Here is a 25,441-nt window from a genome sequence, read left to right on the forward strand (position 1 = left end):
ATGCTTGCATCAGGGGTAGGGGAGCGTTGAATGCGGGTTGAAGGTGTACCGTAAGGAGCGCTGGACTGCATTCAAGTGAGAATGCCGGTATGAGTAACGAAAAGATCTGTGAGAATCAGATCCGCCGAAAGCCTAAGGGTTCCTGAGGAAGGTTCGTCCGCTCAGGGTAAGTCGGGACCTAAGGCGAGGCCGATAGGCGTAGTCGAAGGACAACAGGTCGAAATTCCTGTACCACCGTAATCCGTTATGAGCGATGGGGTGACGCAGTAGGGTAGTGACGCGGACGGATGGATGTCCGTCTAAGCAGTGAGGCTGGTGTGTAGGCAAATCCGCACATCGTTAAGGCTGGGCTGTGATGGGGAGCGAAAATTGTAGTAGCGAAGGTCATGATCTCAGACTGCCAAGAAAAGCCTCTAGCCAGGAGAAGGTGCCCGTACCGCAAACCGACACAGGTAGGCGAGAAGAGAATTCTAAGGCGCGCGGAAGAACTCTCGTTAAGGAACTCGGCAAAATGACCCCGTAACTTCGGGAGAAGGGGTGCCTCGGTAGGGTGAATAGCCCGAGGGGGCCGCAGTGAAAAGGCCCAAGCGACTGTTTAGCAAAAACACAGGTCTGTGCGAAGCCGCAAGGCGAAGTATACGGGCTGACGCCTGCCCGGTGCTGGAAGGTTAAGGGGAGTGGTAAGCTCGCAAGAGCGAAGCTATGAACCGAAGCCCCAGTAAACGGCGGCCGTAACTATAACGGTCCTAAGGTAGCGAAATTCCTTGTCAGGTAAATTCTGACCCGCACGAATGGCGTAACGACTTGGGCGCTGTCTCAACGAGAGATCCGGTGAAATTTTAATACCTGTGAAGATGCAGGTTACCCGCGACAAGACGGAAAGACCCCATGGAGCTTTACTGCAGCTTGATATTGAATTTGGGTACGATCTGTACAGGATAGGTGGGAGCCGTCGAACTTTGAGCGCCAGCTTGAAGGGAGGCATCCTTGGGATACCACCCTGATCGTATCTAGGTTCTAACTTGGTACCGTAAACCGGTGCGAGGACAGTGTCAGGTGGGCAGTTTGACTGGGGCGGTCGCCTCCTAAAGAGTAACGGAGGCGCCCCAAGGTTCCCTCAGAATGGTTGGAAATCATTCGAAGAGTGCAAAGGCAGAAGGGAGCTTGACTGCGAGACCTACAAGTCGAGCAGGGACGAAAGTCGGGCTTAGTGATCCGGTGGTACCGCATGGAAGGGCCATCGCTCAACGGATAAAAGCTACCCTGGGGATAACAGGCTTATCTCCCCCAAGAGTCCACATCGACGGGGAGGTTTGGCACCTCGATGTCGGCTCATCGCATCCTGGGGCTGAAGTAGGTCCCAAGGGTTGGGCTGTTCGCCCATTAAAGCGGTACGCGAGCTGGGTTCAGAACGTCGTGAGACAGTTCGGTCCCTATCTGTCGTGGGCGTAGGAAATTTGAGAGGAGCTGTCCTTAGTACGAGAGGACCGGGATGGACGTACCGCTGGTGTACCAGTTGTTCCGCCAGGAGCACCGCTGGGTAGCTATGTACGGAAGGGATAAGCGCTGAAAGCATCTAAGCGTGAAGCCCCCCTCAAGATGAGATTTCCCAGTATGTAAGACCCCTTGAAGACGACGAGGTAGATAGGTTGGGGGTGGAAGTGCAGTAATGCATGGAGCTGACCAATACTAATCGGTCGAGGGCTTATCCTAAGATAAAACGCAAATGAGTTTCGGATCCAGTTTTCAGGGTGTAAGTTTTGTATTGTATAAGCACAAGTGGCTTATATGGAACAAGCGAACACACAACATTTGGCGATGCTGATTCCTGAAAAAGAATTTACGATGTGAATTCATGTTTGGTGGCGATAGCGGAGGGGTTCCACACGTACCCATCCCGAACACGACCGTTAAGCCCTCCAGCGCCGATGGTACTTGGACCGCAGGGTCCTGGGAGAGTAGGACGTCGCCAAGCAACAGGTAAAGAGGACCATGATCTCAATGAGATCATGGTCCTCTTCTGCATATACGTATATTTTGGAAATATCCTTGCAAAAGGAAGGTAACATTTTTGTTACGGAATGTAAGAGTAAACCCTGTATAATATAGGTATTGAATCCCATACACACACGCTGCATTGTTGCAGAATTATGCAAACTCCATCATAGGATTTTTGTATAATCAATCAGGCTGGTAAGGAGGGAAGATCATGCGGCGAAATAAATGGCTTGCTCTATTGGTGCTATTCAGTGTCGCTGTCGCGATTCTTACCGGGTGCGTGGAAGAGGAGCCTTCTTGGACATCGTTTGAGGGTGCTGCTAACGAGAAGACGTTTCCGGTTCCCAAAGAAGCTAGTAAAACCGATCGGGCCAGCAGTAATTCGGACATGGACTATGTTCGCTATGCACTGCCAGCGTTGAAGGAAAGTGATAGTCTACCTGCTCCTTATCTAGAGGAGATTGCAGCTTGGGGCTGGACTGAGGAACCGAATCTATCGACCTCCAATCAGAAGGTGTTTCAGAAAAATAAACACATGGTGCATTTGTCTGTGCATGATGGTTCTTTTACTGTATTGGTTCCAAAAGACAGAAAGGCTGTTGTGAAGAGCAAAAGCGTGGATCTTAATTAGGAGTACGGTTTTCAACCGGTAAGCAGCATAGGACTTAATGTAGATCATATTTATAGTAAACTCATAGCGTATCGTATGCTGTGTATAATGATGAATGATGAGATTGGATGTGGGGAAGCACTCAGAACTGCCGTTGAGTAGGGAGTAGCTTCCTTTTATATATTTGCATGGTGAATAATTGCTCTACATTAATAACGAGGATAAAGGTGAGGAAAAGTTTACTTGATAAGAGAATAAAGCGATTATGGTTGTTAAGTCGCAAAAAAAGGAGTAACCGATTGAGGTTGCTCCTTTTTGCTTCAGTCTAAATCGTTGTAGGTAGTTCAGATCCGAATTTTTTATCTGTACGGATATGAGTGGTTAGATTTACTGTTGATAATATGAGGCATCTTCATCGGTAAACTTCAACATGCCGTCTTTTCTCTCGCCCGTAAGCCGACTGAGGATGTATAGACGCGGTGCAATAAGCCATAGATGCCAGAAGAGTAAGGATACCGTAAAGGCTGGTGGAGACCAGAGAATGAATACGCCTGATAAGCAGATACCGATCCAGAGGGTATGTATGTGCACACGACGAAAGATGCTATAGCCTATGTACTGGTCTGTCATATAGCCTAGCCATGGTAACTTACGGTGGAATGCCCAGCGTTTGCGGAAGGATGCTCCGCCACCGATGTATAGGACAGATCGTGAGATTACGAAGTGTACCCATAAGGTAAGGAAAAAGGCAAGAGCAAACAAAAACACGCTAGTCCAGGAAAAGGCAAGAAGCAGAAAGAGAAGCATAATAATAGGCAGTGAAATATGACTCCATACTAGTTGACGCGGTATACTGATTTTTTTAATGAGCTTGTAGTGATAGTAGGTAGCTTTGGTTCCGGTTTCCTCTGTCATACGAACAGTCCTTTCATTAATCTACTGCATCACAAGTGGCTTCCCGTCCACAGCCGGAAAAAGGGACGGTACTTCGCTCATGCCGCTTTAAATAAGCATTTAATCGTTATTGTAGAAATACAGAATGATCGACATCCAGTGTTAGCTAGCCTACTCTATAATTACTGGAAAAGCTATCACTGATGAAGTGCTCAAGGCTCCGATGAAAGGGTATCCATACATAAGAGCTTTTCTTATTATATCGGCATAGACGGCTGTTTTTTAAACATACGGGGTACAAACACCATAATGGCCCAGGAGGAATATATATAGAGTATATCGTCAAACTGAGCTATGAAAAGGTTTAAAATAGTAGAAAGTGCCCCATACTAATAGTAAAAGAAACAAGGTGGGATGGATATGCATGATCAAGGCGGCCACCGCTGTATTATATGCGGACAGCACAAGCATGAAGGCATTTTTATCGTTTCCGAGTTTATCTGTGATACGTGTGAAGCTGAAATGGTACACACGGATGCAACTGATGCCAAATATCATTTTTTTATTGATCAACTAAAGCAAATCTGGGTACAGAAAAATGCATAATATCCTTTGCTAATTAGTCTTTGAAGGATTGGCATTCAAGGTCTGTCGATACGGGCCTTTTTTTCTGTGAGTAAAAGTAGGATTCCGCTTGATTTTACGATAAAATAAGGTAGATATAAAGCTTTGTTTGGAAGGATTGCAGAATGATGGGGAAAAAGGCGGTACACGCACCATTAATGGAAGCTCTAATACGTTACCGGACTCAGGGCAATGCTTCTTTCCATGTGCCCGGTCATAAAAATGGACAAGTATATGAGCATGAAAATATTGCATCTCTGTTGCAAGAAGTGATGTCTATTGATGCGACAGAAATTACTGGACTGGATGATTTGCATCACCCAGAAGATGTGATTCGTGAAGGGCAAGAGCTGGCTGCAAAGTGTTTTGGTGCTGAAGAGAGCTTTTGGCTAATTGGAGGAAGCACGGTCGGTAATTTGGCTATGATTTTAACTGTATGTACGGAGCCGGGAGATCTACTGCTGGTACAGAGAAATGTACACAAATCTGTCCTGAACGGTCTCATGCTGTCAGGGGCTAATGCGGTATTCCTGGATCCGGAAATAGATACACTGAGCGGATTGGCGGTTGCCCCAACGACGGATACAATAAAGGCTGCACTGAAGACATATCCTTCGGCAAAAGGGGTGTTACTTACACTACCTAATTACTATGGGATGGGACATGACCTAACGGCAACGGCTAAGGTCTGTCATGCAGCCCATGTGCCGCTATTGGTAGATGAGGCCCACGGTGCCCATTATGGGTTGCATCCTCGTTTGCCAGCCTCTGCGCTATCCTGCGGGGCTGATGTAGTCGTCCAATCGACACATAAAATGCTCCCAGCCATGACCATGGGGGCCATGTTACATGTGCAGGGAAAGAGAATTCATCGGGAACTACTTCGTCAGCGACTGGCGATGGTGCAAAGCTCTAGCCCTTCTTATCCGTTAATGGCTTCATTGGATTTGGCAAGATGGTATATAGAGGCGTATGGAGCAGATGCTTTTACCATGGGCTTAGCGGCAGTAGATGCTTTTAGAAAGGGCCTGGAGCAGCTCCCGCGCTTTCGCTTGTTAGAACCTACACAGCAGGCACTAGAGGGGGAATACGCTCACAGGGGAATCTCTGAGGTCCTAGAAAGGGCTGAGGAGGGAATAAGCAGATATTCAACCCAGGATCTTTTTAAATTGGTGCTATATGATACATGGGGTATACTGGATGGATTTGAACTCAAGCACGAATTGGAGACTTACGGATGTGTTCCAGAGATGAGCGACGAAAAACATGTTGTTTTATTGTTTACGTTAGGCTCTACGGCTAAGGATGCGAGTCACCTGTTGCAGGCTCTTGTGCATATAAATAATGATATAAGATTTAAGGAGACGGCTGGTGAGCCGGGGCCAACGGAAAAAGAGCAGCAAAGACTCGAATTAGATTTTTCCACGTGGAACAATGATAGAATGAAGGGATACTCTATTCCGGTGCCGTTTGGGCTTCGACCGATTAGCCCCGATCAGATGGAGACGGTGCCTGTAGAGGAATGCGCTGGCAGGGTAGCGGCCGAAATGATTATCCCGTATCCTCCAGGTATTCCACTGCTATATGCAGGAGAAACGATCACAGAAGCGATTGCACTGCGGATGGGTCGTCTACGTAAGCTGGGAGCCAAATGGCACGGGGTAGCAGATGAAAGTATGCTTACAATTCGGGTATTCCGTTTACAATAAAGATTAGATACTAGAGACTTAACAAATACAGAAGACTGAATAAAAGGAGCATACGTAGCCTGTGGGTGACTTTTATTTTTCAGACAGGAAAGCAGGGAATAACATGAATCGCAAAGGCATTTTTATTACACTGGAGGGGGGAGACGGCTCCGGTAAAACAACTATGATTCAACGGCTGGCGAAGTTTATGGAGGAAGAAGGCTATCCAGTCATCACGACAAGGGAGCCGGGTGGCATCGAAATTTCCGAAAAGATTCGTTCTATCATTTTGGACCCTGCTCATACCAGTATGGATGCTCGAACAGAGGCACTTTTATACGCGGCGGCACGGCGTCAGCATTTGGTGGAGAAGGTAAAGCCGGCTATTGAACAGGGAGCTATCGTATTATGTGATCGTTTTGTGGATAGTAGCTTAGTCTATCAAGGATTTGCAAGAGGAATCGGAATTGAAGAGGTAGCTTCAATCAATCGCTTTGCGGTAGATGATTGGGAGCCGGATGCCACATTTTATCTAGATATTCAGCCCGAACTGGGATTGGCAAGAATTAGTGCGTCACGAGGAGCAGAAATGGACCGCCTCGACATGGAGAGTATATCGTTTCACCATAAGGTGCGAGAGGCATATTTGGAGTTGGCTCGCAAATTTCCGGAGCGAATTACAATTGTTGATGCATCTCCGGCGCCAGAGCAGGTGGAGCAAGTATTGAAGGATTTGCTGAAAACACGGTTTGCTCAGAATTTTAGCATATAATTGTCGAAGGATATACGGTAAAATTGAGCTAGGGACAAGGTTGTCTCTAATATGACTTGAAGGAGGAATACAGGATGAAGCTGATTATTGCGATTGTACAGGATAAGGACAGTAATAGATTATCCAGCGGACTGGTGAAAGCTAATTTCCGTGCTACCAAATTGGCGAGCACAGGAGGATTTCTGCGTGCAGGTAATACGACATTTATGATCGGTGTTGATGATAATCAGGTGGACTCATTAATGAACGTCATTCGCAGCAGTTGCAAGGTTCGTGAACAGCTGGTCACACCCGTTACCCCTATGAGCGGGACGACGGACTCCTATTTACCGTTGCCTGTTGAAGTGCAGGTGGGTGGAGCGACGGTATTCGTGATGCCTGTAGACCGTTTCGAGCATTTCTGAATCTACACAATAGGGCCTATTCTGCCGATATGATAGGGGAATCGCCTGTATCTTCCTGCATGATGGGAATGAGGGCAGATCTACTAAAACGGCAGCGCTACAGCGCAGTCCCCGGAAAGCCGAAGAAACCCTGAGTTCTAGGTTGAACTGTTCATGAAGGGGGAAGTGGAAGCATCCGGGGAGAAAGCAGGTTTATATGAAAATAAATCCGGGCTATCGCCCTTTACAAAGTACATTGTCTACAAATGAAATGAGTGCAAAGCCAATTCAGCCCAAGAGCTTCTCCGACGTTATGCAGCAAAATGGTGAGCAAGCTTCGCAGGAGGAATTGAATCGGCGCTTTAAGGAAATACAAATGCAGGGAGATCGTCTTGCACGTTCAATGACGATTCGTGAGCTGAAGGCCTATAAGATGCTGGTTAAACGGTTTTTGGAAGATACAGTTCGGCGAGGCGTGTCCATGAAGGACACGAAGGGATGGGATCGCCGGGGACGCAGCAAACGTTATAAGCTGATTGATGAAGTGGATGAGCTGTTGCTCAAAATGGCAGATGAACTGCTCGAAACCGAGCAAGGCAAGATTGAGCTTTTGCAAGGGGTCGGTGAGATCAGAGGATTGCTAATTAATCTCTCATTTTAATGCAGACTTATGTTATAAATGAATACAGACGGGCTATTGCCACGAAGAAATAATCTGCTTGCTGATCATGCTGGCAGATTATTTTTGACTATGTACATGTCTGGAAGAACAACGATTTGCCGATGGATCACAGTTGTTTTCAGTGGAGAAAGTGAGGAAATATGTCTTTTCAACATATAATGGGCCAGGATGTAGCCAAAAAAATGCTGCAAAGTGCACTACGGAATCATACGGTCAACCATGCCTATGTTTTTAGCGGGCCGCCGGGAAGCGGGCAGATGAACATGGCGCAGATCTTTGCTAAGGCTTTATTTTGTGAGCGACAGACGGACGATGCATGTGGGGAGTGTTTGTCATGCCGCAAGGTAGAGCACGGGAATCATCCAGATTTGCATATTGTAGAGCCGGATGGAGCTACGATTAAAATTGATCAGATTCGCGGGCTTCAACGTATATTTTCTTACAAATCTGAAAGCTCCAATCCGAAGGTATATATCATTCGACAGGCGGATACCATGACAGTGCAAGCTGCTAATAGCTTACTTAAATTTCTGGAGGAGCCCCAAATTCCAGTGGTCGGTATACTCATTTCTGAAAATGGACAGGCGTTGCTGCCTACGATTCAATCACGGACGCAGCAGGTTCCTTTCCACGCTTTACAGCCGGAGGTGATGATGCAGGCATTAATTGGGGAAGGCTATACGGCAGGGCTTGTCCGGTCGGTCGTTCATATTGCTTCAGGACTGGAATCATGTAGAGAAATTCTCCAGCAGAATTGGTTTGCAGAAATTAGAAACGTAGTGTTACAATTAGTGAAGGAGTCCATGAGTCGGGGGAGCTCGTCTATTATTCTGGCTCAACAGAAGATTTTTAAAACTGGACTTTCTGAACACCTGGATATTCTGTTTCATCTGTTTCATTTGTGGTTTAAGGATATGCTTCATTTCCGTTACGGAAGGCACGAAAGCATTGTTTTCATAGATCATTTGGAGTCCGTCTCCAAATTGGCAATCACCCGCAGCACGGAACAATGGGTCTCTTATATGGATTTGGCCGCGAATTGCAGGAAGAAGCTCCGTTTTCACGTCAACGGGCAGTTATGCGTGGAGCAGCTTCTGATTGGGTTGTCCGATACAAGCGGTTCTATCACCGGCTAACAGGAAGGCGCGCTTGTTCCACTCTGCACAATCCGCGACGCCAGGTTCCCGGTTTGTGCGACAGTGAGACTTCAATTGCGGCCATTCGTACAATGTCGGCTTCAAATGAGGTTTAGTGGCATACAAGGGGGTTAATTTTTGTATAGTGTAGTGGGTGTCCGTTTCAAGAAGGCGGGCAAGACTTATTATTTTGATCCGCTGGATCTTCCAGTGGAGAAAGAAAACTGTGTCATTGTAGAGACCGCGCGCGGTATTGAATATGGCAAGGTTGTAGTGGGCAAAAAAGAGGTAAATGATTCGGATGTTGTCCTGCCCTTAAAAAAAGTCATTCGTATTGCTGGGGATGATGACGCTCTTGTGGTAGAAGAGAATAAATTAGCGGCCAAGGATGCATTCGGCACGTGTTTAAATAAAATTAAAGACCATGGCCTTAAAATGAAGTTGGTAGATGTAGAATTTACATTTGACCGCAATAAGATCATTTTTTATTTTACGGCAGAGGGTCGAGTAGATTTTCGAGAGCTTGTAAAGGACTTGGCCAGTATTTTTCGTACACGGATCGAGCTGCGGCAGATCGGCGTACGGGATGAGGCTAAAATGCTTGGCGGAATTGGACCTTGTGGACGTATTCTGTGTTGCTCCTCATGGCTGGGGGATTTTGAGCCGGTATCTATTAAGATGGCGAAGGATCAGAGTTTGTCGCTGAATCCGACGAAGATTTCCGGGTTGTGCGGGAGATTGATGTGCTGTCTCAAGTTTGAACATGATAACTACGAAAGTATGCGAGAAGAGCTACCTCAGGTGGGTAAGATGGTTATCACCTCTTTGGGGGAAGGTAAAGTCGTAGGTGTGAATGCAGGTCATCGCACGGTGCATGTTCAACTGTTTGAGATCAGTAAGGTCAAGGAACTTCCAATGGACGATGTAGTCGTCAAGTAAACCATTAGGTTGCTTCGGGGTGGAAACTTGGATAAATTAAATGTTTTTGCGCGTATTCACGAAATGGAAACCCAAATGGGACAGTTGCATAGCGATCTGGGTGAATTGAAACTGGCAGTTAAAGAGCTGCTGGAGGAAAATCAACGACTAATGATTGAAAACGAACAGGTGCGCAAGATGCTCAAACGTGAAACCTCTGGAGAAGAAAAGACGGCAAACAAGCCGAAGCTTCCTCCTCCGATCGTCATTAAGGATGAAGGGCAAACGGGTGAGGTCGTGGGCGAAGGCTACGACAATCTAGCAAGGCTGTATCATGAAGGATTTCATATATGCAACGTGTATTACGGACATTTGCGAACGGAAGGCGATTGCCTCTTCTGTCTGTCATTTTTGAATAAATAAAAACAAGCCGTAGGAGCAAGATGCCTACGGCTTTTTTTGTAGGGAAGTATGAGTGAAAAGCGACTTTGGTTATAAAAGATGGGAGAGCACTATGGAGGAAAAAGAAAAGAAGTCTGAACGAATTGATGATCTGCTTTCACATAATTTGCGCATTATCCAGAGTGATGAAGTATTCAGCTTCTCGATGGATGCGGTCTTGCTGGCACGTTTTGCTGGTATTCCGCAGCGTGGAAAGATTCTGGATCTGTGTACAGGCAATGGGGTTGTCCCCCTGCTGCTAACGACACGAACAAAAGCGTCTATTGAAGGAATTGAGATTCAACCACGCTTGGCAGATATGGCTAGACGCAGTGTCAGCTTGAATGGATTAGAAGCAGCAATTCAGATTCGGGAAGGGGACCTGCGTGAGCTGGTTCACATCACGGGACATGGTGTTTATGATGCGATTACCGTGAATCCCCCCTATATGCCGCTAAATGGTAGCGATATCAAGCTGAATCCTCACCAGGCAATTGCCCGTCATGAAGTGAACTGCACACTGGAAGAAGTCATTCAGGCATCCACCCGGCTTGTCCGTAATGGGGGAAAAGTATCCATGGTTCATCGCCCGCAGCGGCTGGGCGAGATTATAACCTTGATGCGTAAACATAGTTTGGAACCCAAAAGAATACGTTTTGTTCACCCACGAGTTCATATGGAAGCCAATATGGTACTGGTTGAAGCATTACGTGATGGTAAACCGGAGGTTCGTTTGTTGCCTCCGCTCATTGTATATCAGGAAAATGGGAATTATACTCAGGAGATAAGAGATATCTATGGAGAAGTAAGCAAGGGGGATTCTGTGTGAAAGCAGCTGTACAAAAAAGCTTTAGTAACAGCGAAGAAGAGCGGGGAAAGTTGTATCTTGTTGCAACACCCATTGGGAATCTGGAAGATATGACCTTTAGGGCAATTAACACCTTAAAGTCGTGTAGTATTATCGCTGCCGAAGATACGCGGCAGACACGTAAACTGCTCACTCATTTCGAAATCACACCGGATATGCTCTTTAGTTATCATGAACATAATAAGGTTGCCAGTGGGCCTGAACTGATACGTTACATAATAGAAGGGAAAAATTTGGCGCTGGTTAGCGATGCAGGTCTACCGGCCATTTCTGACCCTGGTTCGGATCTGGTCAAGCTGGCACTGGAAGCGGGAATTAGCGTCATCCCCATCCCAGGAGCGAATGCGGCACTATCTGCTTTAATTGCCTCAGGACTGGATACAGAAAGGTTCACCTTCGCTGGTTTTCCACCACGGGAGAAAAAGGACCTGGAGAAGCTGTTGCTATCGTTTCAGGTATCTCACGGCACAATTATTTTTTATGAATCGCCTCATCGTATTGTGAAGACATTGATGGTGTTGAAGGAAACATTAGGTTCACGCAAAGTGGTGCTTGCGCGTGAGCTGACCAAGCTGCATGAGGAATGGGTACGAGGAACCGTGGAGCAATGCCTTGCTAAACTAGAGGAAAATCCACCGATTGGTGAATATTGTCTAGTGGTTGAAGGAAAAGACGAAGAGGAAGAAGAACAGGAACGTCAGGCATGGTGGCAGTCCTTATCTTTGGAGTCCCACGTCGCACATTACGAGCAAGAGGGGCTTACACGCAAGGACGCAATGAAGCGTACAGCCACAGATCGTGCAATCTCCAAGAGAGATGTATACAACGCACTCTTATGAATATCTGCCTAAACAAAAAAGGGCCTTCCAACGGTTGGGTTCAAACCGTGGAAGGCAACAAGGAGTGTATATGAAAAAGGTTAGAATTAACAATATCTGATAAGTCTATTATATACTAAAAATCTCAGTTTGTCACAGGTGTTGGGATTTCAGAAATGCAATCTTGGCAAACAATTTTCCCTTTGAAGTAAATTACGTTCTCAGCATTACCGCAGAAGATACAAGCAGGCTCGTATTTTTTAAGCATGATGCGTTCGCCATCAACATAAATTTCCAACGCGTCTTTTTCCCCGATTCCCAGGGTACGGCGCAATTCGATTGGAATAACAACACGTCCGAGCTCGTCGACTTTTCTTACAATACCAGTGGATTTCATCATAATAAATCAGGCTCCTCTCGCCGTTTAAAATAATATAAGTGTCATGATTCGACAAAATTTTCTCTTTTCTGATATTTACTATACCAACGATTCCCAAAACAGTCAACCTAAAAAATGTAGTAACAGTCTGATTATGCAAAAGTATTTAGATTAAAGAGCTTTACTCATGTGCATTGCCTTATCTTATTGATGATTTATTCAATTTGTCGATTTGGAAATGTCGAAAAACTATAATTCGACATATTACGACAAAGAATGTCGAATGAGGGAAATGCTTTAGGATTTTATTGTATTTTAATCCATTATTCCGAATATTAAAGGAGCTGATATCTTGCACCAGCCACTCAGTGAAGAAAAAGTATTTAAAGACCCGGTACATAATTACATCCATGTTCAGGATACTGTGATATGGCGGTTGATCAACACGCCGGAGTTCCAACGTTTACGCCGCATACGGCAGTTAGGCACATCGTATCTTACGTTTCATGGAGCGGAGCATAGCCGTTTTTCACATTCATTGGGCGTATATGAGATTACGAGAAGTATTATTTCTCAATTTGAACGTGGAGATTTCCCAGATTGGCCGAAAGAGGAAAGGTTGGTTGCTCTGTGTGCAGCTCTATTGCATGATGTGGGGCATGGCCCATTTTCACATTCAATTGAGGAAGCCTTTCATATGAACCATGAGGATTGGACATGCCGCATTGTACTGGGAGACACGAAGATCAACGCCGTGCTACGGCAAGTCGACGAGAAGCTTCCACAAAAGGTGGCTGCGGTTATAGCCAAAACGTATGATAAGCCGATTGTTGTTAACTTGGTGACCAGTCCGCTAGATGCCGATCGTATGGATTATTTGTTGCGGGATGCTCATTCGACAGGTGTCAACTACGGCACGATTGATTTGGATCGTATTTTACGACTGTTGCGTCCTCATAATGGGAGAATTGTTGTGAAGGAATCAGGCATGCATGCAGTAGAAGATTATTTAATGTCACGCTATCAGATGTATTGGCAAATTTATTTTCATCCTGTAACACGCAGCTCGGAGATCCTTTTACGTAAAATTTTCAAGCGAGCAAAGGAATTGTTTAAAAATGGATATGAGTTTGGTTTTCTGCTGGACCCGCTGCCGGATCTGTTGAAAGGAGAGCTTACAGTAGAGCAATATCTGATGCTCGATGAGTCATTAATTCAGACCGTATTTAGCCAGTGGAAACGAGAAAAGGACGAAATTTTAAGTGATTTGAGCAGCCGCTTTATGGACCGTAGATTGTATAAATATGTAGAGATTGAAAATATGGATACAGATACCATTGACAGTATTCGGAAAGCCTTGGAAGAGGCTGGTTTGCACCCTGAATATGATTTTGAAATTGATTTTCCGACGGATCTTCCTTATGATGTGTTTCGGCAGGGTGGCTCGACGGACAACCAGATTTTACTGCTTGGACGTCAGGGCGAGGTGAGTGAAATATCCGAAGTTTCGGAAATTGTGCGCTCCATAAGTGGTATTCACCGAGGGAAATATCATATGTATTTTCCCCAGAATAAATTGAACGCGGTAAAAGACAGGCTTCCTGCCGAAATAAGGAATTATTTTGTCAAAGAATAGACAACTATATAGAAATGTAAGTAAAAAAAGGAGATGTAAACCTTGGATTTATTCGACACTCATACTCACTTGGATGCGCCACAATTTGACGAAGATCGTGAAGAAGTTATAGCACGTGCTGTCGAATCAGGAGTAACGCGGATGATCAATATCGGATTTAATCGTGAGACCATTCCATCCACCATGAAATTGGCCGAGACGTATGATTTTATTTATGCGGCAGTTGGATGGCACCCACAGGATGCGATTACAATGCAGGAGGGCGATCTAGAATGGATTGCATCGTTATGCAGTCATAAGAAGGTCGTAGCCATCGGAGAGATCGGTCTGGATTATTATTGGGATACATCACCGAAGGATGTTCAGCATCGGGTGTTTCGAAATCAAATTGGTCTGGCTCGTGAGCTCAAAATGCCCATTGTTATTCATAACCGGGATGCCCATGAAGATATTGTTAAGATTTTGCGTGAGGAAAAAGCGAGTGAGATTGGCGGAGTCATGCACTCCTTTTCTGGGAGCTGGGAGACAGCCCAAATGGTGCTGGATATGGGATTTCACCTTTCCTTCGGTGGTCCTATTACGTTTAAAAATGCCAAGCAGCCAAAAGAGGTGCTGGCACAGGTGCCACTGGACCGTCTGCTCATTGAAACGGACGCGCCCTACCTAACGCCGCATCCGTTTCGCGGGAAGCGAAATGAGTCTGCGCATGTGAGACTGGTAGCAGAGGCTGCAGCCCAAATCAAGGGGATTACAGTGGAGGAATTAGTGTTAATAACGACCCAAAATGCCTTGGAACGATTTGACATTCAATAAAAAAGCGAAGAAATCGATCAAAATAAAGAGATAGACGAAGCTAATCATGAATTTGTTGCAGGAAACTCGAGAATATTACAATATTTTAACCGAATATTTTGAAAAATGTACTTGAAACCTGCTTTACAACATGCATGGAAACAGGATATCATCTTTTCAGTGAATTGTTGTTTGAATGTAAACATCAACAAGTCATTTCATGAACCAGTCTCGCTGAGTCCCTTTTACAGGGAACGGGGGAACCGATATGGCTTACAGTACGTCCGGCTTATGTGCAAGAAGGGAACGTCTCTTCCGCCAGCCGGCTCGACCTAAATTCTTTTCCCAGATGGGATTGAACAGGTAGAGGAGCCGTATTTCGATTTCTTTCTGGGTCTTCGGGGTGAATGTGAAGGCGACCGCCATGAGCGGTTGACCCAAGCTAGGGCGACTCTCTACGTCCGAACCCGACAGCTAACCCCGTAAGCGTAACAAGAGAGAAGCCATCTCGTGCATGAGTTTTCCCGCATATTCACACATGCCGGAAGCCACGAAAGAGCTCTCTAGTCTCTTTCTTTGGCTTTTTTTGTTGTGAATAAAAGAAAATCTGTCATCATACTGTGGTTAAACAGGGGAGGACAGCATGCCGCGAAGACGGGTACATGGTGCAGGACAGTCGCAGTTTGGGCTTGTCTTGTAGAAAATCTGTTATAGTCACGTCAAATCTCAACTATGTCTTACTCCAGACGGCGGGCTATGTAAGGAGGACGGAGGAAATGGGCATTTTCCAAAAAGAGGAGACCCATGAGTCACGCTCATCCAGCATGTCTTACGTATTGCGTTGGAAGCAAGAGAATGTGCGCCAGGCTGCTTTGGTTGCTATTTTTCTAATCGCGCTAACGATTATGATTTCATTTCTGATGTACACGCAATCTAAAAAACAAGTCTTTTTTGTCATTGATGGCAAGGCATCTGCGGTAGAAACCCGGGAATCCAAGCTTCAAGATTTGCTGAGCGAGCATTCCATTTCACTTCAGCCGCATGATACAATTTCTATGCCGCTAAATGGAGCAGTACAGGATGGGGACCGCGTAGTCATTAAACGTGCCAATCAAGTTAAAGTATCTTCAGGCAATGAGACGAAAAAGCTGTACACAACAGAAAATACAGTAGAAGGTGCCATTCGTACCTCGGGCTATAAATTATCGTCAACGGATAAAGTTTATCCTGCGCTAGATGCCTCTGTTTCGTCTAACATGGACATAAAAATCGTCCGTGTGAAGAAACAGCAGGTCGAACAGAAAAAACAGGTACCTTATCAGGTCATCAAAACGGCCGATCCGAGTCTTTATAAAGGCGATAATCGGGTCATTCAAAGCGGCAAATCGGGTGTGGTAGTCCAGCACGTTCAAAAGGTATATCATGATGGAAAGTTGGTATCCAAACAGCTGGTTAACAAGGAAGTTGCACAGAACCGTGTGGATAAGGTTATTGCGGTAGGAACGAAGAAAAAGCCGGTCGTTCTTGCTGCTTCCGTCGGTCCCAATGATGCGGTTAAGACAACAACGGTTAGTTCGGGCAGTGCTGTCCGTAAAGCAGGCGTCAATTTTAAATATAGCAAAGTCTTACAAAATGTCTCCATGACGGCGTATTCCTCACAGGAGCCAGGTATCGGTACACGTACTGCATCCGGCTCGCGCGTGACGGAAGGCCGCACCATCGCTGTCGATCCGAGTATAATTCCAATCGGCTGGTGGGTGTATATCGAAGGGGTGGGCTTCCGCCGTGCGGAGGATACCGGTGGCGCGATTAAAGGCCATAAAATCGATGTGTATTATGAGAGTTTGAGCCGAGCCAACCAATTTGGTCGTAAGCACGGTAAAACCGTATATGTTATCGGACCGGTAAAGCCTGAAATCAACTAAAACAGGTTGTGTATGTTGAGGGCAATGCGATAGTATTAACAACATAGTTATGCCATGATAAGAAGAGGATATCCTCTTCTTATTTTGTTTTCAAAAACAGGGAAAGATAAATATAGCTTGCTGTGTAGCAGTGGAGGGAAATGCAAATGATCAAGGAAGTGATCGTGGTAGAGGGCCGGGATGATACGGTGGCCATTCGCCGCGCTGTTGAAGCGGATACGATAGAAACTGGCGGCTCAGCCATTAATAAAATGACGCTGCGTAAAATTGCATTGGCGCAGGAGCGGCGGGGGGTCATCATTCTAACCGATCCCGATCATGCAGGGGAGCGCATCCGTAAGATTATCGCTTCCAAGGTACCCGGCTGCAAGCAGGCCTTTATACCCGAGGCAGAAGCGACGCGCAAAGGAGATATTGGTGTAGAGAATGCCTCACCGGAAGCGATCAGACACGCTCTCGCACGGGTTCATACGACAGTAGAAGGCGCCGATCCGCTGATTGAGTGGGCGGACCTGATTGATGCTGGACTTATCACCCACCCCAATGCTGCTGCACGCCGTATGGCCTTAGGGAATGTGCTGGGTATTGGTTATTGTAACGGAAAGCAGCTACATAAACGGCTCTCTGTATTTCAGATCAGCCGCGAGGAATTTGCCGGAGCGCTGGCACAAATTGAAAGTGAAGGATTGTGATATTCGTATGACAGGGATTCAAGATATAGCAACACCGCGGCGTACGAAGGAAATTATTCAACGGCACGGTTTTTCGTTCAAAAAGAGTTTGGGACAAAATTTCCTGATTGATCAAAATATTCTCAATAAGATTGTGAATGCTGCCGGATTGGATGAGACGAAGGGCGCACTTGAGATTGGTCCTGGGATTGGCGCTTTGACCGAGAAGCTGGCGCAATCGGCCAAGGTAGTTACCGCTGTCGAGATTGACCAGCGGCTACTGCCAATTCTCGAAGAAGTGTTGGCCCCTTATGAGCATGTGAAGGTACGTCATGGAGACGTGCTGAAGCTGGATTTGCGAGAGGTGTTTGCAGCTGATTTTGCAGACGTGAGTAAAGTAAGTGTCGTGGCTAATCTGCCGTATTACGTTACTACACCGATTCTGATGAGGCTACTGGAGGACAAGCTCCCTTTGGAGAATATCGTCGTTATGATCCAAAAAGAAGTGGCTGAGCGTATGGCTGCGTCTCCTGGAACGAAGGATTACGGTAGTCTGAGCATTGCAGTACAATATTACAGCGAACCTGAATTAGTCTGTATTGTACCGAATACAGTATTTATTCCCCAGCCAAATGTGGAGTCTGCAGTCATTCGGTTGCGTGTACGGGAAGCCCCTCCGGTGGAAGTGGTGGATGAGAAGCACTTCTTTGAAGTGGTTCATGCTGCTTTTGCCCAGCGTCGTAAAACGATTTCCAATAACTTAAAAAGCCGATTCTTCACCAAAGAGAACAAGGACACGTTGGAGCCGTTGTTGCAACAAGCTGGTATTGAACCCTCCCGTCGAGGAGAAACGCTAAGTATTGAGGAATTTGCGCGTCTCAGTGCTGTTCTGGTGGAAGCAGGTATATCCTAAGCTGGAACCAAACTGTGCATTCACCCATACGATATACGAGGGGTGATACAGTGTGATGAGTTTAGGAGACTTGGTCGTTCGGAAATCGTACGGCGGAGATGTCACGTTTCGCGTTGAGGACATCCAGCGGGATAAAGCGATCATTAAGGGAATAGAATTTCGGTTGCTGGCCGATTCCCCGGTGAACGATCTGGTCAGAGTGCCTGCAGACCAGATTAGCGGTAAGACTCAGCAGGCTCACATTAAGGCTGGTGAGTCTCTTAATCTGTTGCAACGGGCACGCCAGCAGCAAGCTGCTCGTAGTCAGGCAGCTCTGGTTGGGGACTGGAGTGATCCAGTCGAGTCAACGTATTTTGAAATGCCGGGAAAGGTTCTTCATCTGGATGGAGATCCCGGCTATTTGAAAAAATGTCTCAGTTTATATGAACAGCTCCGTGTTCCTGCAGAGGGACATCACGTTCATGAATCGGCAATGGCGGATACGTTGTACCGGCTGCTTCCCCGTATCCGTCCGGATATTGTAGTGATTACCGGACATGATGGCGTGCTAAAGCAGCCACAGCCTTACGATTTGTACAGCTTGAAAAGTTATAAAAATTCGCAAAATTTTGTGGCGGCAATTCAGGTAGCAAGACAATATGAACGTCATCTGGATTCGCTGACCATTGTAGCGGGGGCGTGCCAGTCCCATTTTGAGGCGTTGCTGCGTGCGGGAGCGAACTTCGCCAGCTCACCAGGGCGTATCCTGATTCACGCGCTGGACCCCGTTTACGTGGCTGCCAAGGCCGCCTTTACTTCGATTCGTGATACGGTCAACATGGGGGACCTGTTTCACCAGACAATCAGCGGCAGTCGCGGAGTGGGTGGAATTGAAACTAGGGGAAGCTATCGCATCGGCCTGCCGAAGCTTGAAAATTTGTCAACGCTTAAAGTAACGCCTTCTGCAATCTAGGATTCAAATGTGCCAATAGGATTGACTTGAACAAAAAGTCTCTGCTTTCAGAGGCTTTTTGTCATTTTTTAGATAAATTATTCCTGTTCGCAAAAAATTAAATTGACAACTTATTTTTCGTGTTGTTATAATATTTAGCTCGATTTGACAATCCATCTAAAATTCGTTATAATGGACAAGGAAAGAGGTGGTCGTTAGGCAATGGCTAAAAATACGCTGTTGGAAATCAAACGCAGTCTCGACGCACATGTAGGGCAAAAAATTTTGCTGCGGGCTAACGGCGGACGCCGTAAGACCGTCGAACGAACTGGTGTCTTGGAAGAAACGTACCCTTCTGTTTTTATCGTCAAGCTGGATCAGGAGCAACAGACGTTTAAACGTGTCTCCTACAGCTATGCTGACATTCTTACCGAGTCGGTGGAAGTCAGCGTATATGATCCCGACTCCCATACAAGTGTAGTCGAATATTTTGAAACACCTTAATTGATTTCGTGATTTATACCAGCTTTGCAGGTTTAGCGACGGCTCCGTCATTTCAAATGACGGGGCCGTTTTGTATATACAGAGCAGGATGAGGCAAGACATCTCTGCACATACTAAGCCGGGAATGATCTTCCTTATTCCATTGCCGAAGGAGGCGTATGTATGAGCCGGAGAAGACGTAGTGTCATGTCGGAGGAGCTAAAGTACGAGCTGGCCAAAGATCTTGGGTTTTACGACACAGTCAAGGAAGAAGGCTGGGGAGGCATTAAAGCCAAGGATGCGGGTAATATGGTCAAGCGGGCCATCCAGCTTGCCGAGCAGGCTGCTTCTCGTAAATCGTAGCCATCAGTGGTGCTGATGAAAAGCGGGGATATCCGGGATAAGACCGGGTCATCTCCGCTTTTTTGAACCTCATGACTTGACACGCTGAGTCTGATATAATATGTTAAGCTGTCTTGAGGGAAAAGTTGAAGGTGGGTGAACGCCTTGAAAATATATGAAAAAGCACCGGCGAAAATCAATTTAATGCTTGATGTTCTACGTAAGCGGGACGATGGTTATCACGAGGTCGAAATGATTATGACCATGGTCGATCTGTCTGACCGATTGACGATGTCTGAGTTACCGCGTGATACCATTATTATTTCTAGTCAAGCCGGGTACATACCATTGGATGAAAAGAACTTGGCTTTCCAGGCCGCGCGTCTGATCAAAGAACGTTATAACGTGTCTACGGGTGTCCACATCCATCTGGATAAGCATATCCCGGTGGCGGCAGGGTTGGCGGGTGGAAGTAGTGATGCTGCCGCAGCGCTGCGTGGACTGAACAAGCTATGGAAGCTTGGTATCTCGGATGCCGAATTAAGGGTGCTGGGTGCGGAGCTGGGCTCAGATGTACCTTTCTGTATTACAGGGGGTACAGCTTTAGCGAGTGGACGCGGAGAACTACTTAAGCCACTTCCGAATCCGCCACAATGCTGGGTGATCCTTGCGAAGCCGCCGATTAATGTATCTACGGCTGAAGTGTATGGTCGTGTCAAAGCAGATCAGATTACGCACCACCCGTCTGCCCGCCAGATGGAGCATGCGATCCGTAACGCTTCTTTTACCGATGTATGCAACGCGCTGGGGAATGTACTGGAGGATGTAACACTAAAGCTGTATCCAGAGGTAGAGCATCTTAAAAGCTCCATGATCCGCTTAGGAGCAGACGGTGTGCTGATGTCAGGTAGTGGACCTACGGTGTTCGGACTGGTATCGAAGGAAGCCAAAGTGCCACGGATTTACAATGGACTAAGAGGGTTTTGTAAAGATGTGTACGCAGTACGACTTTTGACCTGATTTTAGATATTTCTTTCTTATTATAGTGGTAATTGTTGTACAAATACGTACGAAGATGATATATTTACTATTAAATATTCGGATTTTACTATATCACTTACATTCCGCCAGCAACCGGCCAGTCCGCCGGTGCTTTACTGTACGAAGCGGGCGGCAGGAGAATAGATCGCGAGGAATTGTTGTGAAAAAACTTAAAAGAAGCTCACGATTGGTGGAAATGACGCAATTTTTATTGTCACGGCCGCATACGCTGGTGCCTCTTACCCATTTTGCGGATCGCTACGGGGCAGCTAAGTCGTCCATAAGCGAGGATCTGGCCATCATCAAGGAAGTATTTGAGGATGAAGGTACTGGCGAGCTTCTGACGCTGGCGGGAGCGGCAGGTGGCGTGAAACTGATCCCGAGGCTTTCCAAGCAGCATGCGCTTGCGTTTGCGAACGACCTGTGTGCGCAGCTGGAGCAGCCTGACCGCATATTACCGGGAGGGTACCTGTATTTGTCCGATTTGCTGGGCCAACCTGCGATGATGAACGAAGCTGGTAAAATATTCGCGACCGCTTTTGCCAATCGTCAGATTGATGTGGTTATGACGGTGGAAACCAAGGGGATTCCACTTGCCTATGCAACCGGAGCACAGCTGAATTTGCCAGTCGTTCTCGTACGGCGTGATCATCAGGTAACAGAAGGCTCGGCTGTAAGTATTAATTATGTTTCAGGATCACAAAAGAGCCTGCATACGATGTCTTTATCCAGACGTGCGATGCGTGAGAAGTCGCGTGTGCTCATCGTAGATGATTTTATGAAGGCCGGTGGCACGATTCAGGGGATGGTCGACTTGCTGGCTGAGTTTGATGCTGAGGTGGCCGGTGTAGGTGTGCTGGTAGAATCGGGCGAGGTGGAGAACGAAGAGCGCCTGCTGCACGATTATATTTCACTGGCGAATCTGACCGCAGTCGATTCTCGAAGCAAGCAAATTACGGTCAAGCTGGGCAATTATTTTGATGAGTGAACAGGGCAGTAAATTGTCACAATCCATCATAAAATACCTAAATATGTCGAAAAGAAATCTTTTCAAAAAAATTACCTGAATTTAGGATACGAATTGCCGAAAAAAAGAAGGATTTCGAACTGCTGTGTGGAATGTATACACCAAGTCCTATTTGGAAAAAGGTGGTGAAACACACATGCAGATTACGGATGTTAGACTCCGCCGAGTGAACTCAGAAGGAAGAATGAAGGCGATTGCATCCATTACGATTGATAACGAGTTCGTTGTTCATGACATCCGAGTTATCGACGGTAATAACGGGATGTTCGTAGCTATGCCAAGCAAACGAACTCCAGACGGAGAGTTTCGCGATATCGCTCACCCGATATCTTCAGGAACCCGTGAGAAGATCCAAGCTGCTGTATTGACTGAGTACGAACGTGCGGCTGTGGATGAAGAAGTTGCTATTGAAGAAGGCGCTTAATTCGCCTAAAGCAGGATTGGGGAACAAAAGAAAAAGAGAGCCACTAACTGTGGCTCTCTTTTCTTTTTGTCTGGAATGAGATATATTCTTTAGTGAGTTAACAGTCAGTTTTAAGGCAACTTGGAGCCATCCGGGCTGCCGAAGCGGCTTTTTCATAAGACAGGGACTAGGCAGCGATGCGTCCCGGGGATGAATGTCCAGCACAAGCTGGCCTGAAAAAATAGCCATTAACCAAAGGTTCGCCGTTATTTTTCAGGAGGATTGTGAAAAGTTAAGCAAAATCTGATCTGGGAATTAACGTTTTAGCCAAGGGGTAACTGTTATTTTCAGGATAGGAGGTTGGACTTGTTGGAAAGGTTGGCAGTCATTCTTGCCGCAGGGCAGGGAAAACGTATGAAATCCAAATTATATAAAGTTCTGCATCCGGTGTGCGGAAAACCGATGGTTGGGCATGTGCTCGACACGGTTCGTGAAATCGGTGTGTCCCGAAGTGTAGTCGTCGTGGGTCATGGAGCAGAGGCGGTACAGTCTTATTTGGGACCGTCGGCAGAATATGCGCTTCAGGCAGAGCAGTTGGGAACGGGCCATGCTGTTAAGCAAGCCAAGGACTTGCTCGGTCGGGAAAAAGGTACAACCATTGTCATTTGTGGGGATACTCCTTTGATCACAGCGGAAACGCTAGAAGGCTTGGTGCAATTGCACGAGAGCCGTGGGGCAGCTGCGACGATTTTGACCGCTGAGTTGGACGACCCGAAAGGATATGGACGAGTTATCCGTGATGCTTCCGGGGCCGTGCTCAAGATCGTGGAACAGAAAGATTGTTCACCTGAGGAGGATGCTGTCCGGGAGATCAATACGGGAACGTACTGCTTTGACAATGCCAAGCTGTTTGCAGCGCTGGACAAGGTAACGAACACCAATGCACAGCAGGAATATTACCTGACAGATGTCATTGGTATTTTGCATGGTGAAGGTGAACAGGTTGAGGCGTATTTGACAGATGATGTGTCTGAATCCATCGGTGTTAACGACAGAGTCGCTTTGTCGGTAGCTGAGGGTTATATGCGTGAGCGCATCGTTCGCAAGCATATGCTGAATGGTGTCACTGTCATTGATCCGTCTTCTACCTATATCGGGAGCGAGGTTGTTATTGGTTCCGATACGGTACTGTACCCGAACACATGGCTGCATGGTCAAACACAAATCGGAGAAGATTGTGTGATTGGTCCGCAGGCTGAGATTCAGAATACGATTATCCATTCAGGCGCAACGGTAAAACATTCGGTGTTGAACGAAGCGGAAGTGGGAAGCAGTACATCTGTGGGGCCGTTTGCTTATCTGCGTCCAGGCGCGAAGCTTGGCGAACATGTGAAAATTGGTGACTTTGTTGAGGTGAAAAATGCGACCATTGGAGATCATTCCAAGGTGTCTCATTTGAGCTATGTCGGTGATGCCAAGGTGGGTACAAATGTAAATATTGGCTGCGGGGCAATAACGGTCAATTATGATGGATATAATAAATCCATTACAGAAATTGAAGACGATGCCTTTATTGGCAGCAATGTGAATCTGATCGCCCCGATTAAGATTGGAAAAGGTGCTTATGTTGTAGCAGGCTCCACTGTAACACATGCTGTCCCTGATAACGATCTGGCCATTGCCAGACCACGTCAAGAGAACAAAGCCGGATATGCGGACAAAATCCGCGCACGTGCCAAAGCGAAGAAGAAAAGATCGGAATGACCTTAATCAGCAAGCTGTTGAATCTGTAATGAATGAACCAGCACGGAGGGTTTCTATTAATGACTTATTGCGATTCCAAACTCAAAATATTTACTTGTAACTCCAATCCGAAGTTAGCCCACCAGATTGCGGACTACATCGGCATCCCAATGGGGGAATCCCATACCACATCGTTTAGTGACGGTGAAATCCAGGTTAAGCTGTCGGAAAGCGTACGCGGCTGCCATGTGTATATTGTGCAGTCAACTTGTCTGCCGGTTAACGACAACTTGATGGAGTTATTGGTTATGATTGATGCACTTAAACGCGCTTCTGCCAAAAGTATCAATGTCGTTATGCCATATTACGGTTACGCTCGTCAGGATCGTAAAGCTCGTTCACGCGATCCGATTACAGCGAAACTTGTCGCTAACTTGATTGAAAAGGCGGGGGCTCACCGCGTAATCAGTATGGATTTGCATGCGATGCAGATTCAGGGATTCTTTGATATTCCAGTGGATCATATGCTGGGAGCGCCAATTCTGGCCCAATATTTCCGTTCCAAGCAAATTGAGAATCCGATTGTCGTTTCACCCGATCATGGTGGGGTTGTTCGTGCGCGCAAGCTGGCGGACTTCCTGAGTGCGCCGCTCGCTATTATTGATAAGCGTCGTCCAGAGCCAAATGTCAGTGAAGTGATGAACATCATCGGGAACATTGAGGGTAAAACGGCTATTTTAATTGATGATATCATTGATACAGCCGGAACAATTGTATTAGGTGCAAATGCGCTTAAAGAAGGCGGCGTAAAAGATGTGTATGCGTGTTGTACACATGCCGTACTGTCTGGTCCTGCGATGGAAAGACTGGAGAATTCGCCATTAAAAGAGGTGGTTGTGACGGATACAATCCCGATCGTTCACCCGAATCCGACAAGCAAGCTGAAGGTATTGTCTGTGGCTCCATTAATGGGAGAAGCTATCATCCGTGTGCATGAAGAATTGTCGATCAGCAAACTGTTTGAAATCGAATAAGCGCTGGCTCATTAAAAAGGGGTTGCCTTTTCCATGTGGAAAAGGTAACCCCTATCAGCATGTCAGGCTAAAAGCATGGGCGAGATATGAATGTGAAACGTTGACGATTGTATAGTGTGTCCTCTATTTCGACGAAATGCTCATTAAAACGCGCAACGATGCCAATCTGGATATGTACATTCCCGTCATAAACCTGGACAGGAACGGAATGTTTTAAATGATATAGAAAATGGCTGTCATATAAGAGGATATCACCTTGATTGAGCATACCAGCACGCACCTTCCTATT

At 46.4% G+C, this 25,441-nt stretch carries 27 protein-coding genes, 2 rRNA genes and 1 riboswitch (1 of these 30 cut by a window edge); of the genes, 26 read left to right on the forward strand and 3 right to left on the reverse strand.

The window, feature by feature from the left end; translation table 11 throughout:
• The 3 genes from MKY98_RS00055 to MKY98_RS00065 form a co-directional block, all read left to right on the forward strand.
• Nucleotides 1–1,713: ribosomal RNA gene (locus MKY98_RS00055) — 23S ribosomal RNA — on the forward strand; it begins 1,217 nt to the left of the window's first position.
• Nucleotides 1,714–1,858: 145 nt separating this feature from the next.
• Nucleotides 1,859–1,975, forward strand: a 5S ribosomal RNA gene (gene rrf / locus MKY98_RS00060).
• A gap of 234 nt (nt 1,976–2,209) precedes the next feature.
• Entirely contained in the window at nt 2,210–2,629 is a 420-nt protein-coding gene (locus MKY98_RS00065) for a hypothetical protein (RefSeq protein WP_013308104.1), read from the forward strand.
• Between the two features lie 366 nt (nt 2,630–2,995).
• Here the strand turns inward: MKY98_RS00065 and MKY98_RS00070 are convergent, their stop codons facing one another.
• Nucleotides 2,996–3,523: a hypothetical protein gene (locus MKY98_RS00070; protein WP_029519392.1), complete on the reverse strand. Its 528-nt coding sequence runs from the start codon at nt 3,521–3,523 to the stop codon at nt 2,996–2,998.
• Between the two features lie 399 nt (nt 3,524–3,922).
• Between MKY98_RS00070 and MKY98_RS00075 the strand changes: the two genes are divergently transcribed.
• The 10 genes from MKY98_RS00075 to rsmI all read left to right on the forward strand — a co-directional run bounded on the left by MKY98_RS00075 (nt 3,923) and on the right by rsmI (nt 11,853).
• A complete protein-coding gene (locus tag MKY98_RS00075; protein ID WP_023986422.1) occupies nt 3,923–4,108 on the forward strand; it encodes a sigma factor G inhibitor Gin in 186 nt (61 codons plus the stop codon).
• Between the two features lie 143 nt (nt 4,109–4,251).
• The gene (locus tag MKY98_RS00080; RefSeq protein WP_069012393.1) at nt 4,252–5,835 is read left to right on the forward strand and encodes an aminotransferase class I/II-fold pyridoxal phosphate-dependent enzyme; all 1,584 of its coding nucleotides are present in this window, start codon (nt 4,252–4,254) and stop codon (nt 5,833–5,835) included.
• A 103-nt stretch (nt 5,836–5,938) separates the two neighbouring features.
• Nucleotides 5,939–6,586, forward strand: coding sequence for a dTMP kinase (tmk, locus tag MKY98_RS00085; RefSeq protein WP_069012399.1), 648 nt, complete (start codon nt 5,939–5,941; stop codon nt 6,584–6,586).
• A gap of 74 nt (nt 6,587–6,660) precedes the next feature.
• Nucleotides 6,661–6,990 (forward strand): cyclic-di-AMP receptor, encoded by a 330-nt coding sequence (locus tag MKY98_RS00090; protein WP_007427998.1) that lies wholly within the window; start codon nt 6,661–6,663, stop codon nt 6,988–6,990.
• 196 nt (nt 6,991–7,186) lie between these two features.
• Nucleotides 7,187–7,630 (forward strand): YaaR family protein, encoded by a 444-nt coding sequence (locus MKY98_RS00095; protein WP_013308108.1) that lies wholly within the window; start codon nt 7,187–7,189, stop codon nt 7,628–7,630.
• Between the two features lie 161 nt (nt 7,631–7,791).
• The gene (holB, locus tag MKY98_RS00100; protein ID WP_023986424.1) at nt 7,792–8,787 is read left to right on the forward strand and encodes a DNA polymerase III subunit delta'; all 996 of its coding nucleotides are present in this window, start codon (nt 7,792–7,794) and stop codon (nt 8,785–8,787) included.
• A gap of 138 nt (nt 8,788–8,925) precedes the next feature.
• The gene (locus tag MKY98_RS00105; RefSeq protein WP_013308110.1) at nt 8,926–9,726 is read left to right on the forward strand and encodes a PSP1 domain-containing protein; all 801 of its coding nucleotides are present in this window, start codon (nt 8,926–8,928) and stop codon (nt 9,724–9,726) included.
• A gap of 27 nt (nt 9,727–9,753) precedes the next feature.
• Nucleotides 9,754–10,128, forward strand: a complete 375-nt coding sequence (gene yabA / locus MKY98_RS00110) for a DNA replication initiation control protein YabA (protein WP_341010604.1) — start codon at nt 9,754–9,756, stop codon at nt 10,126–10,128.
• 91 nt (nt 10,129–10,219) lie between these two features.
• On the forward strand, nt 10,220–10,975 hold the full coding sequence (locus MKY98_RS00115) for a tRNA1(Val) (adenine(37)-N6)-methyltransferase (protein ID WP_029519389.1): 756 nt from the start codon (nt 10,220–10,222) through the stop codon (nt 10,973–10,975).
• A complete protein-coding gene (rsmI, locus tag MKY98_RS00120; protein ID WP_029519388.1) occupies nt 10,972–11,853 on the forward strand; it encodes a 16S rRNA (cytidine(1402)-2'-O)-methyltransferase in 882 nt (293 codons plus the stop codon). Before MKY98_RS00115 ends, rsmI begins: the two co-directional genes overlap by 4 nt.
• Before the next feature lie 124 nt (nt 11,854–11,977).
• On the opposite strand, the gene MKY98_RS00125 is transcribed toward rsmI, so the two are convergent.
• Entirely contained in the window at nt 11,978–12,232 is a 255-nt protein-coding gene (locus MKY98_RS00125; protein WP_007428005.1) for an AbrB/MazE/SpoVT family DNA-binding domain-containing protein, read from the reverse strand.
• A 331-nt stretch (nt 12,233–12,563) separates the two neighbouring features.
• Here MKY98_RS00125 and MKY98_RS00130 point away from each other — a divergent pair, with 331 nt between their 5' ends.
• The 13 genes from MKY98_RS00130 (at nt 12,564) to MKY98_RS00190 (ending at nt 25,152) form a co-directional block, all read left to right on the forward strand.
• Complete coding sequence (locus MKY98_RS00130) at nt 12,564–13,847, forward strand: HD domain-containing protein (protein WP_029519386.1); 1,284 nt, start codon at nt 12,564–12,566, stop codon at nt 13,845–13,847.
• Nucleotides 13,848–13,889: 42 nt separating this feature from the next.
• Nucleotides 13,890–14,660 (forward strand): TatD family hydrolase, encoded by a 771-nt coding sequence (locus MKY98_RS00135; RefSeq protein WP_069012394.1) that lies wholly within the window; start codon nt 13,890–13,892, stop codon nt 14,658–14,660.
• 201 nt (nt 14,661–14,861) lie between these two features.
• Nucleotides 14,862–15,144: riboswitch (cyclic di-AMP (ydaO/yuaA leader) on the forward strand.
• A 271-nt stretch (nt 15,145–15,415) separates the two neighbouring features.
• Nucleotides 15,416–16,564, forward strand: coding sequence for a 3D domain-containing protein (locus MKY98_RS00140; RefSeq protein ID WP_069012395.1), 1,149 nt, complete (start codon nt 15,416–15,418; stop codon nt 16,562–16,564).
• Nucleotides 16,565–16,710: 146 nt separating this feature from the next.
• A complete protein-coding gene (gene rnmV, locus MKY98_RS00145; protein ID WP_013308117.1) occupies nt 16,711–17,256 on the forward strand; it encodes a ribonuclease M5 in 546 nt (181 codons plus the stop codon).
• A 7-nt stretch (nt 17,257–17,263) separates the two neighbouring features.
• Complete coding sequence (rsmA, locus tag MKY98_RS00150) at nt 17,264–18,148, forward strand: 16S rRNA (adenine(1518)-N(6)/adenine(1519)-N(6))-dimethyltransferase RsmA (protein WP_029519379.1); 885 nt, start codon at nt 17,264–17,266, stop codon at nt 18,146–18,148.
• A gap of 55 nt (nt 18,149–18,203) precedes the next feature.
• Nucleotides 18,204–19,100 carry a sporulation peptidase YabG gene (gene yabG / locus MKY98_RS00155; protein WP_023986432.1) on the forward strand — a complete coding sequence of 299 codons (897 nt, stop codon included), beginning with the start codon at nt 18,204–18,206 and terminating at the stop codon, nt 19,098–19,100.
• A 201-nt stretch (nt 19,101–19,301) separates the two neighbouring features.
• Nucleotides 19,302–19,583 carry a biofilm formation stimulator Veg gene (gene veg, locus MKY98_RS00160; RefSeq protein ID WP_013308120.1) on the forward strand — a complete coding sequence of 94 codons (282 nt, stop codon included), beginning with the start codon at nt 19,302–19,304 and terminating at the stop codon, nt 19,581–19,583.
• 162 nt (nt 19,584–19,745) lie between these two features.
• The gene (locus MKY98_RS00165) at nt 19,746–19,925 is read left to right on the forward strand and encodes a small, acid-soluble spore protein, alpha/beta type (RefSeq protein WP_007428013.1); all 180 of its coding nucleotides are present in this window, start codon (nt 19,746–19,748) and stop codon (nt 19,923–19,925) included.
• Between the two features lie 144 nt (nt 19,926–20,069).
• The gene (gene ispE, locus MKY98_RS00170; RefSeq protein WP_013308121.1) at nt 20,070–20,924 is read left to right on the forward strand and encodes a 4-(cytidine 5'-diphospho)-2-C-methyl-D-erythritol kinase; all 855 of its coding nucleotides are present in this window, start codon (nt 20,070–20,072) and stop codon (nt 20,922–20,924) included.
• Nucleotides 20,925–21,105: 181 nt separating this feature from the next.
• On the forward strand, nt 21,106–21,933 hold the full coding sequence (purR, locus tag MKY98_RS00175; RefSeq protein ID WP_013308122.1) for a pur operon repressor: 828 nt from the start codon (nt 21,106–21,108) through the stop codon (nt 21,931–21,933).
• Nucleotides 21,934–22,108: 175 nt separating this feature from the next.
• Nucleotides 22,109–22,396 carry a septation regulator SpoVG gene (gene spoVG / locus MKY98_RS00180; RefSeq protein WP_007428016.1) on the forward strand — a complete coding sequence of 96 codons (288 nt, stop codon included), beginning with the start codon at nt 22,109–22,111 and terminating at the stop codon, nt 22,394–22,396.
• A 345-nt stretch (nt 22,397–22,741) separates the two neighbouring features.
• Complete coding sequence (gene glmU, locus MKY98_RS00185; protein WP_081317606.1) at nt 22,742–24,139, forward strand: bifunctional UDP-N-acetylglucosamine diphosphorylase/glucosamine-1-phosphate N-acetyltransferase GlmU; 1,398 nt, start codon at nt 22,742–22,744, stop codon at nt 24,137–24,139.
• 59 nt (nt 24,140–24,198) lie between these two features.
• Complete coding sequence (locus MKY98_RS00190) at nt 24,199–25,152, forward strand: ribose-phosphate diphosphokinase (protein ID WP_013308125.1); 954 nt, start codon at nt 24,199–24,201, stop codon at nt 25,150–25,152.
• A gap of 67 nt (nt 25,153–25,219) precedes the next feature.
• Here MKY98_RS00190 and MKY98_RS00195 read toward each other — a convergent pair whose 3' ends face one another.
• The gene (locus tag MKY98_RS00195) at nt 25,220–25,420 is read right to left on the reverse strand and encodes a hypothetical protein (protein ID WP_069012398.1); all 201 of its coding nucleotides are present in this window, start codon (nt 25,418–25,420) and stop codon (nt 25,220–25,222) included.
• Between the last annotated feature and the right edge of the window lie 21 nt (nt 25,421–25,441).

The organism is Paenibacillus sp. FSL M8-0228 (genome assembly GCF_038007385.1).
Taxonomy (GTDB): Bacteria; Bacillota; Bacilli; order Paenibacillales; family Paenibacillaceae; genus Paenibacillus; species Paenibacillus polymyxa_D.

Coding starts and splice junctions, on each gene's coding strand:
- rsmA (WP_029519379.1), top strand. CDS start 17,264: ATGACAGGGATTCAAGATATAGCAACACCGCGGCGTACGAAGGAAATT.
- MKY98_RS00165 (WP_007428013.1), top strand. CDS start 19,746: ATGAGCCGGAGAAGACGTAGTGTCATGTCGGAGGAGCTAAAGTACGAG.
- MKY98_RS00075 (WP_023986422.1), top strand. CDS start 3,923: ATGCATGATCAAGGCGGCCACCGCTGTATTATATGCGGACAGCACAAG.
- veg (WP_013308120.1), top strand. CDS start 19,302: ATGGCTAAAAATACGCTGTTGGAAATCAAACGCAGTCTCGACGCACAT.
- tmk (WP_069012399.1), top strand. CDS start 5,939: ATGAATCGCAAAGGCATTTTTATTACACTGGAGGGGGGAGACGGCTCC.
- MKY98_RS00190 (WP_013308125.1), top strand. CDS start 24,199: ATGACTTATTGCGATTCCAAACTCAAAATATTTACTTGTAACTCCAAT.
- MKY98_RS00065 (WP_013308104.1), top strand. CDS start 2,210: ATGCGGCGAAATAAATGGCTTGCTCTATTGGTGCTATTCAGTGTCGCT.
- MKY98_RS00095 (WP_013308108.1), top strand. CDS start 7,187: ATGAAAATAAATCCGGGCTATCGCCCTTTACAAAGTACATTGTCTACA.
- MKY98_RS00090 (WP_007427998.1), top strand. CDS start 6,661: ATGAAGCTGATTATTGCGATTGTACAGGATAAGGACAGTAATAGATTA.
- MKY98_RS00195 (WP_069012398.1), bottom strand. CDS start 25,420: ATGCTCAATCAAGGTGATATCCTCTTATATGACAGCCATTTTCTATAT.
- MKY98_RS00140 (WP_069012395.1), top strand. CDS start 15,416: ATGGGCATTTTCCAAAAAGAGGAGACCCATGAGTCACGCTCATCCAGC.
- MKY98_RS00125 (WP_007428005.1), bottom strand. CDS start 12,232: ATGATGAAATCCACTGGTATTGTAAGAAAAGTCGACGAGCTCGGACGT.
- holB (WP_023986424.1), top strand. CDS start 7,792: ATGTCTTTTCAACATATAATGGGCCAGGATGTAGCCAAAAAAATGCTG.
- yabG (WP_023986432.1), top strand. CDS start 18,204: ATGAGTTTAGGAGACTTGGTCGTTCGGAAATCGTACGGCGGAGATGTC.
- MKY98_RS00115 (WP_029519389.1), top strand. CDS start 10,220: ATGGAGGAAAAAGAAAAGAAGTCTGAACGAATTGATGATCTGCTTTCA.
- rnmV (WP_013308117.1), top strand. CDS start 16,711: ATGATCAAGGAAGTGATCGTGGTAGAGGGCCGGGATGATACGGTGGCC.
- spoVG (WP_007428016.1), top strand. CDS start 22,109: ATGCAGATTACGGATGTTAGACTCCGCCGAGTGAACTCAGAAGGAAGA.
- MKY98_RS00070 (WP_029519392.1), bottom strand. CDS start 3,523: ATGACAGAGGAAACCGGAACCAAAGCTACCTACTATCACTACAAGCTC.
- MKY98_RS00080 (WP_069012393.1), top strand. CDS start 4,252: ATGATGGGGAAAAAGGCGGTACACGCACCATTAATGGAAGCTCTAATA.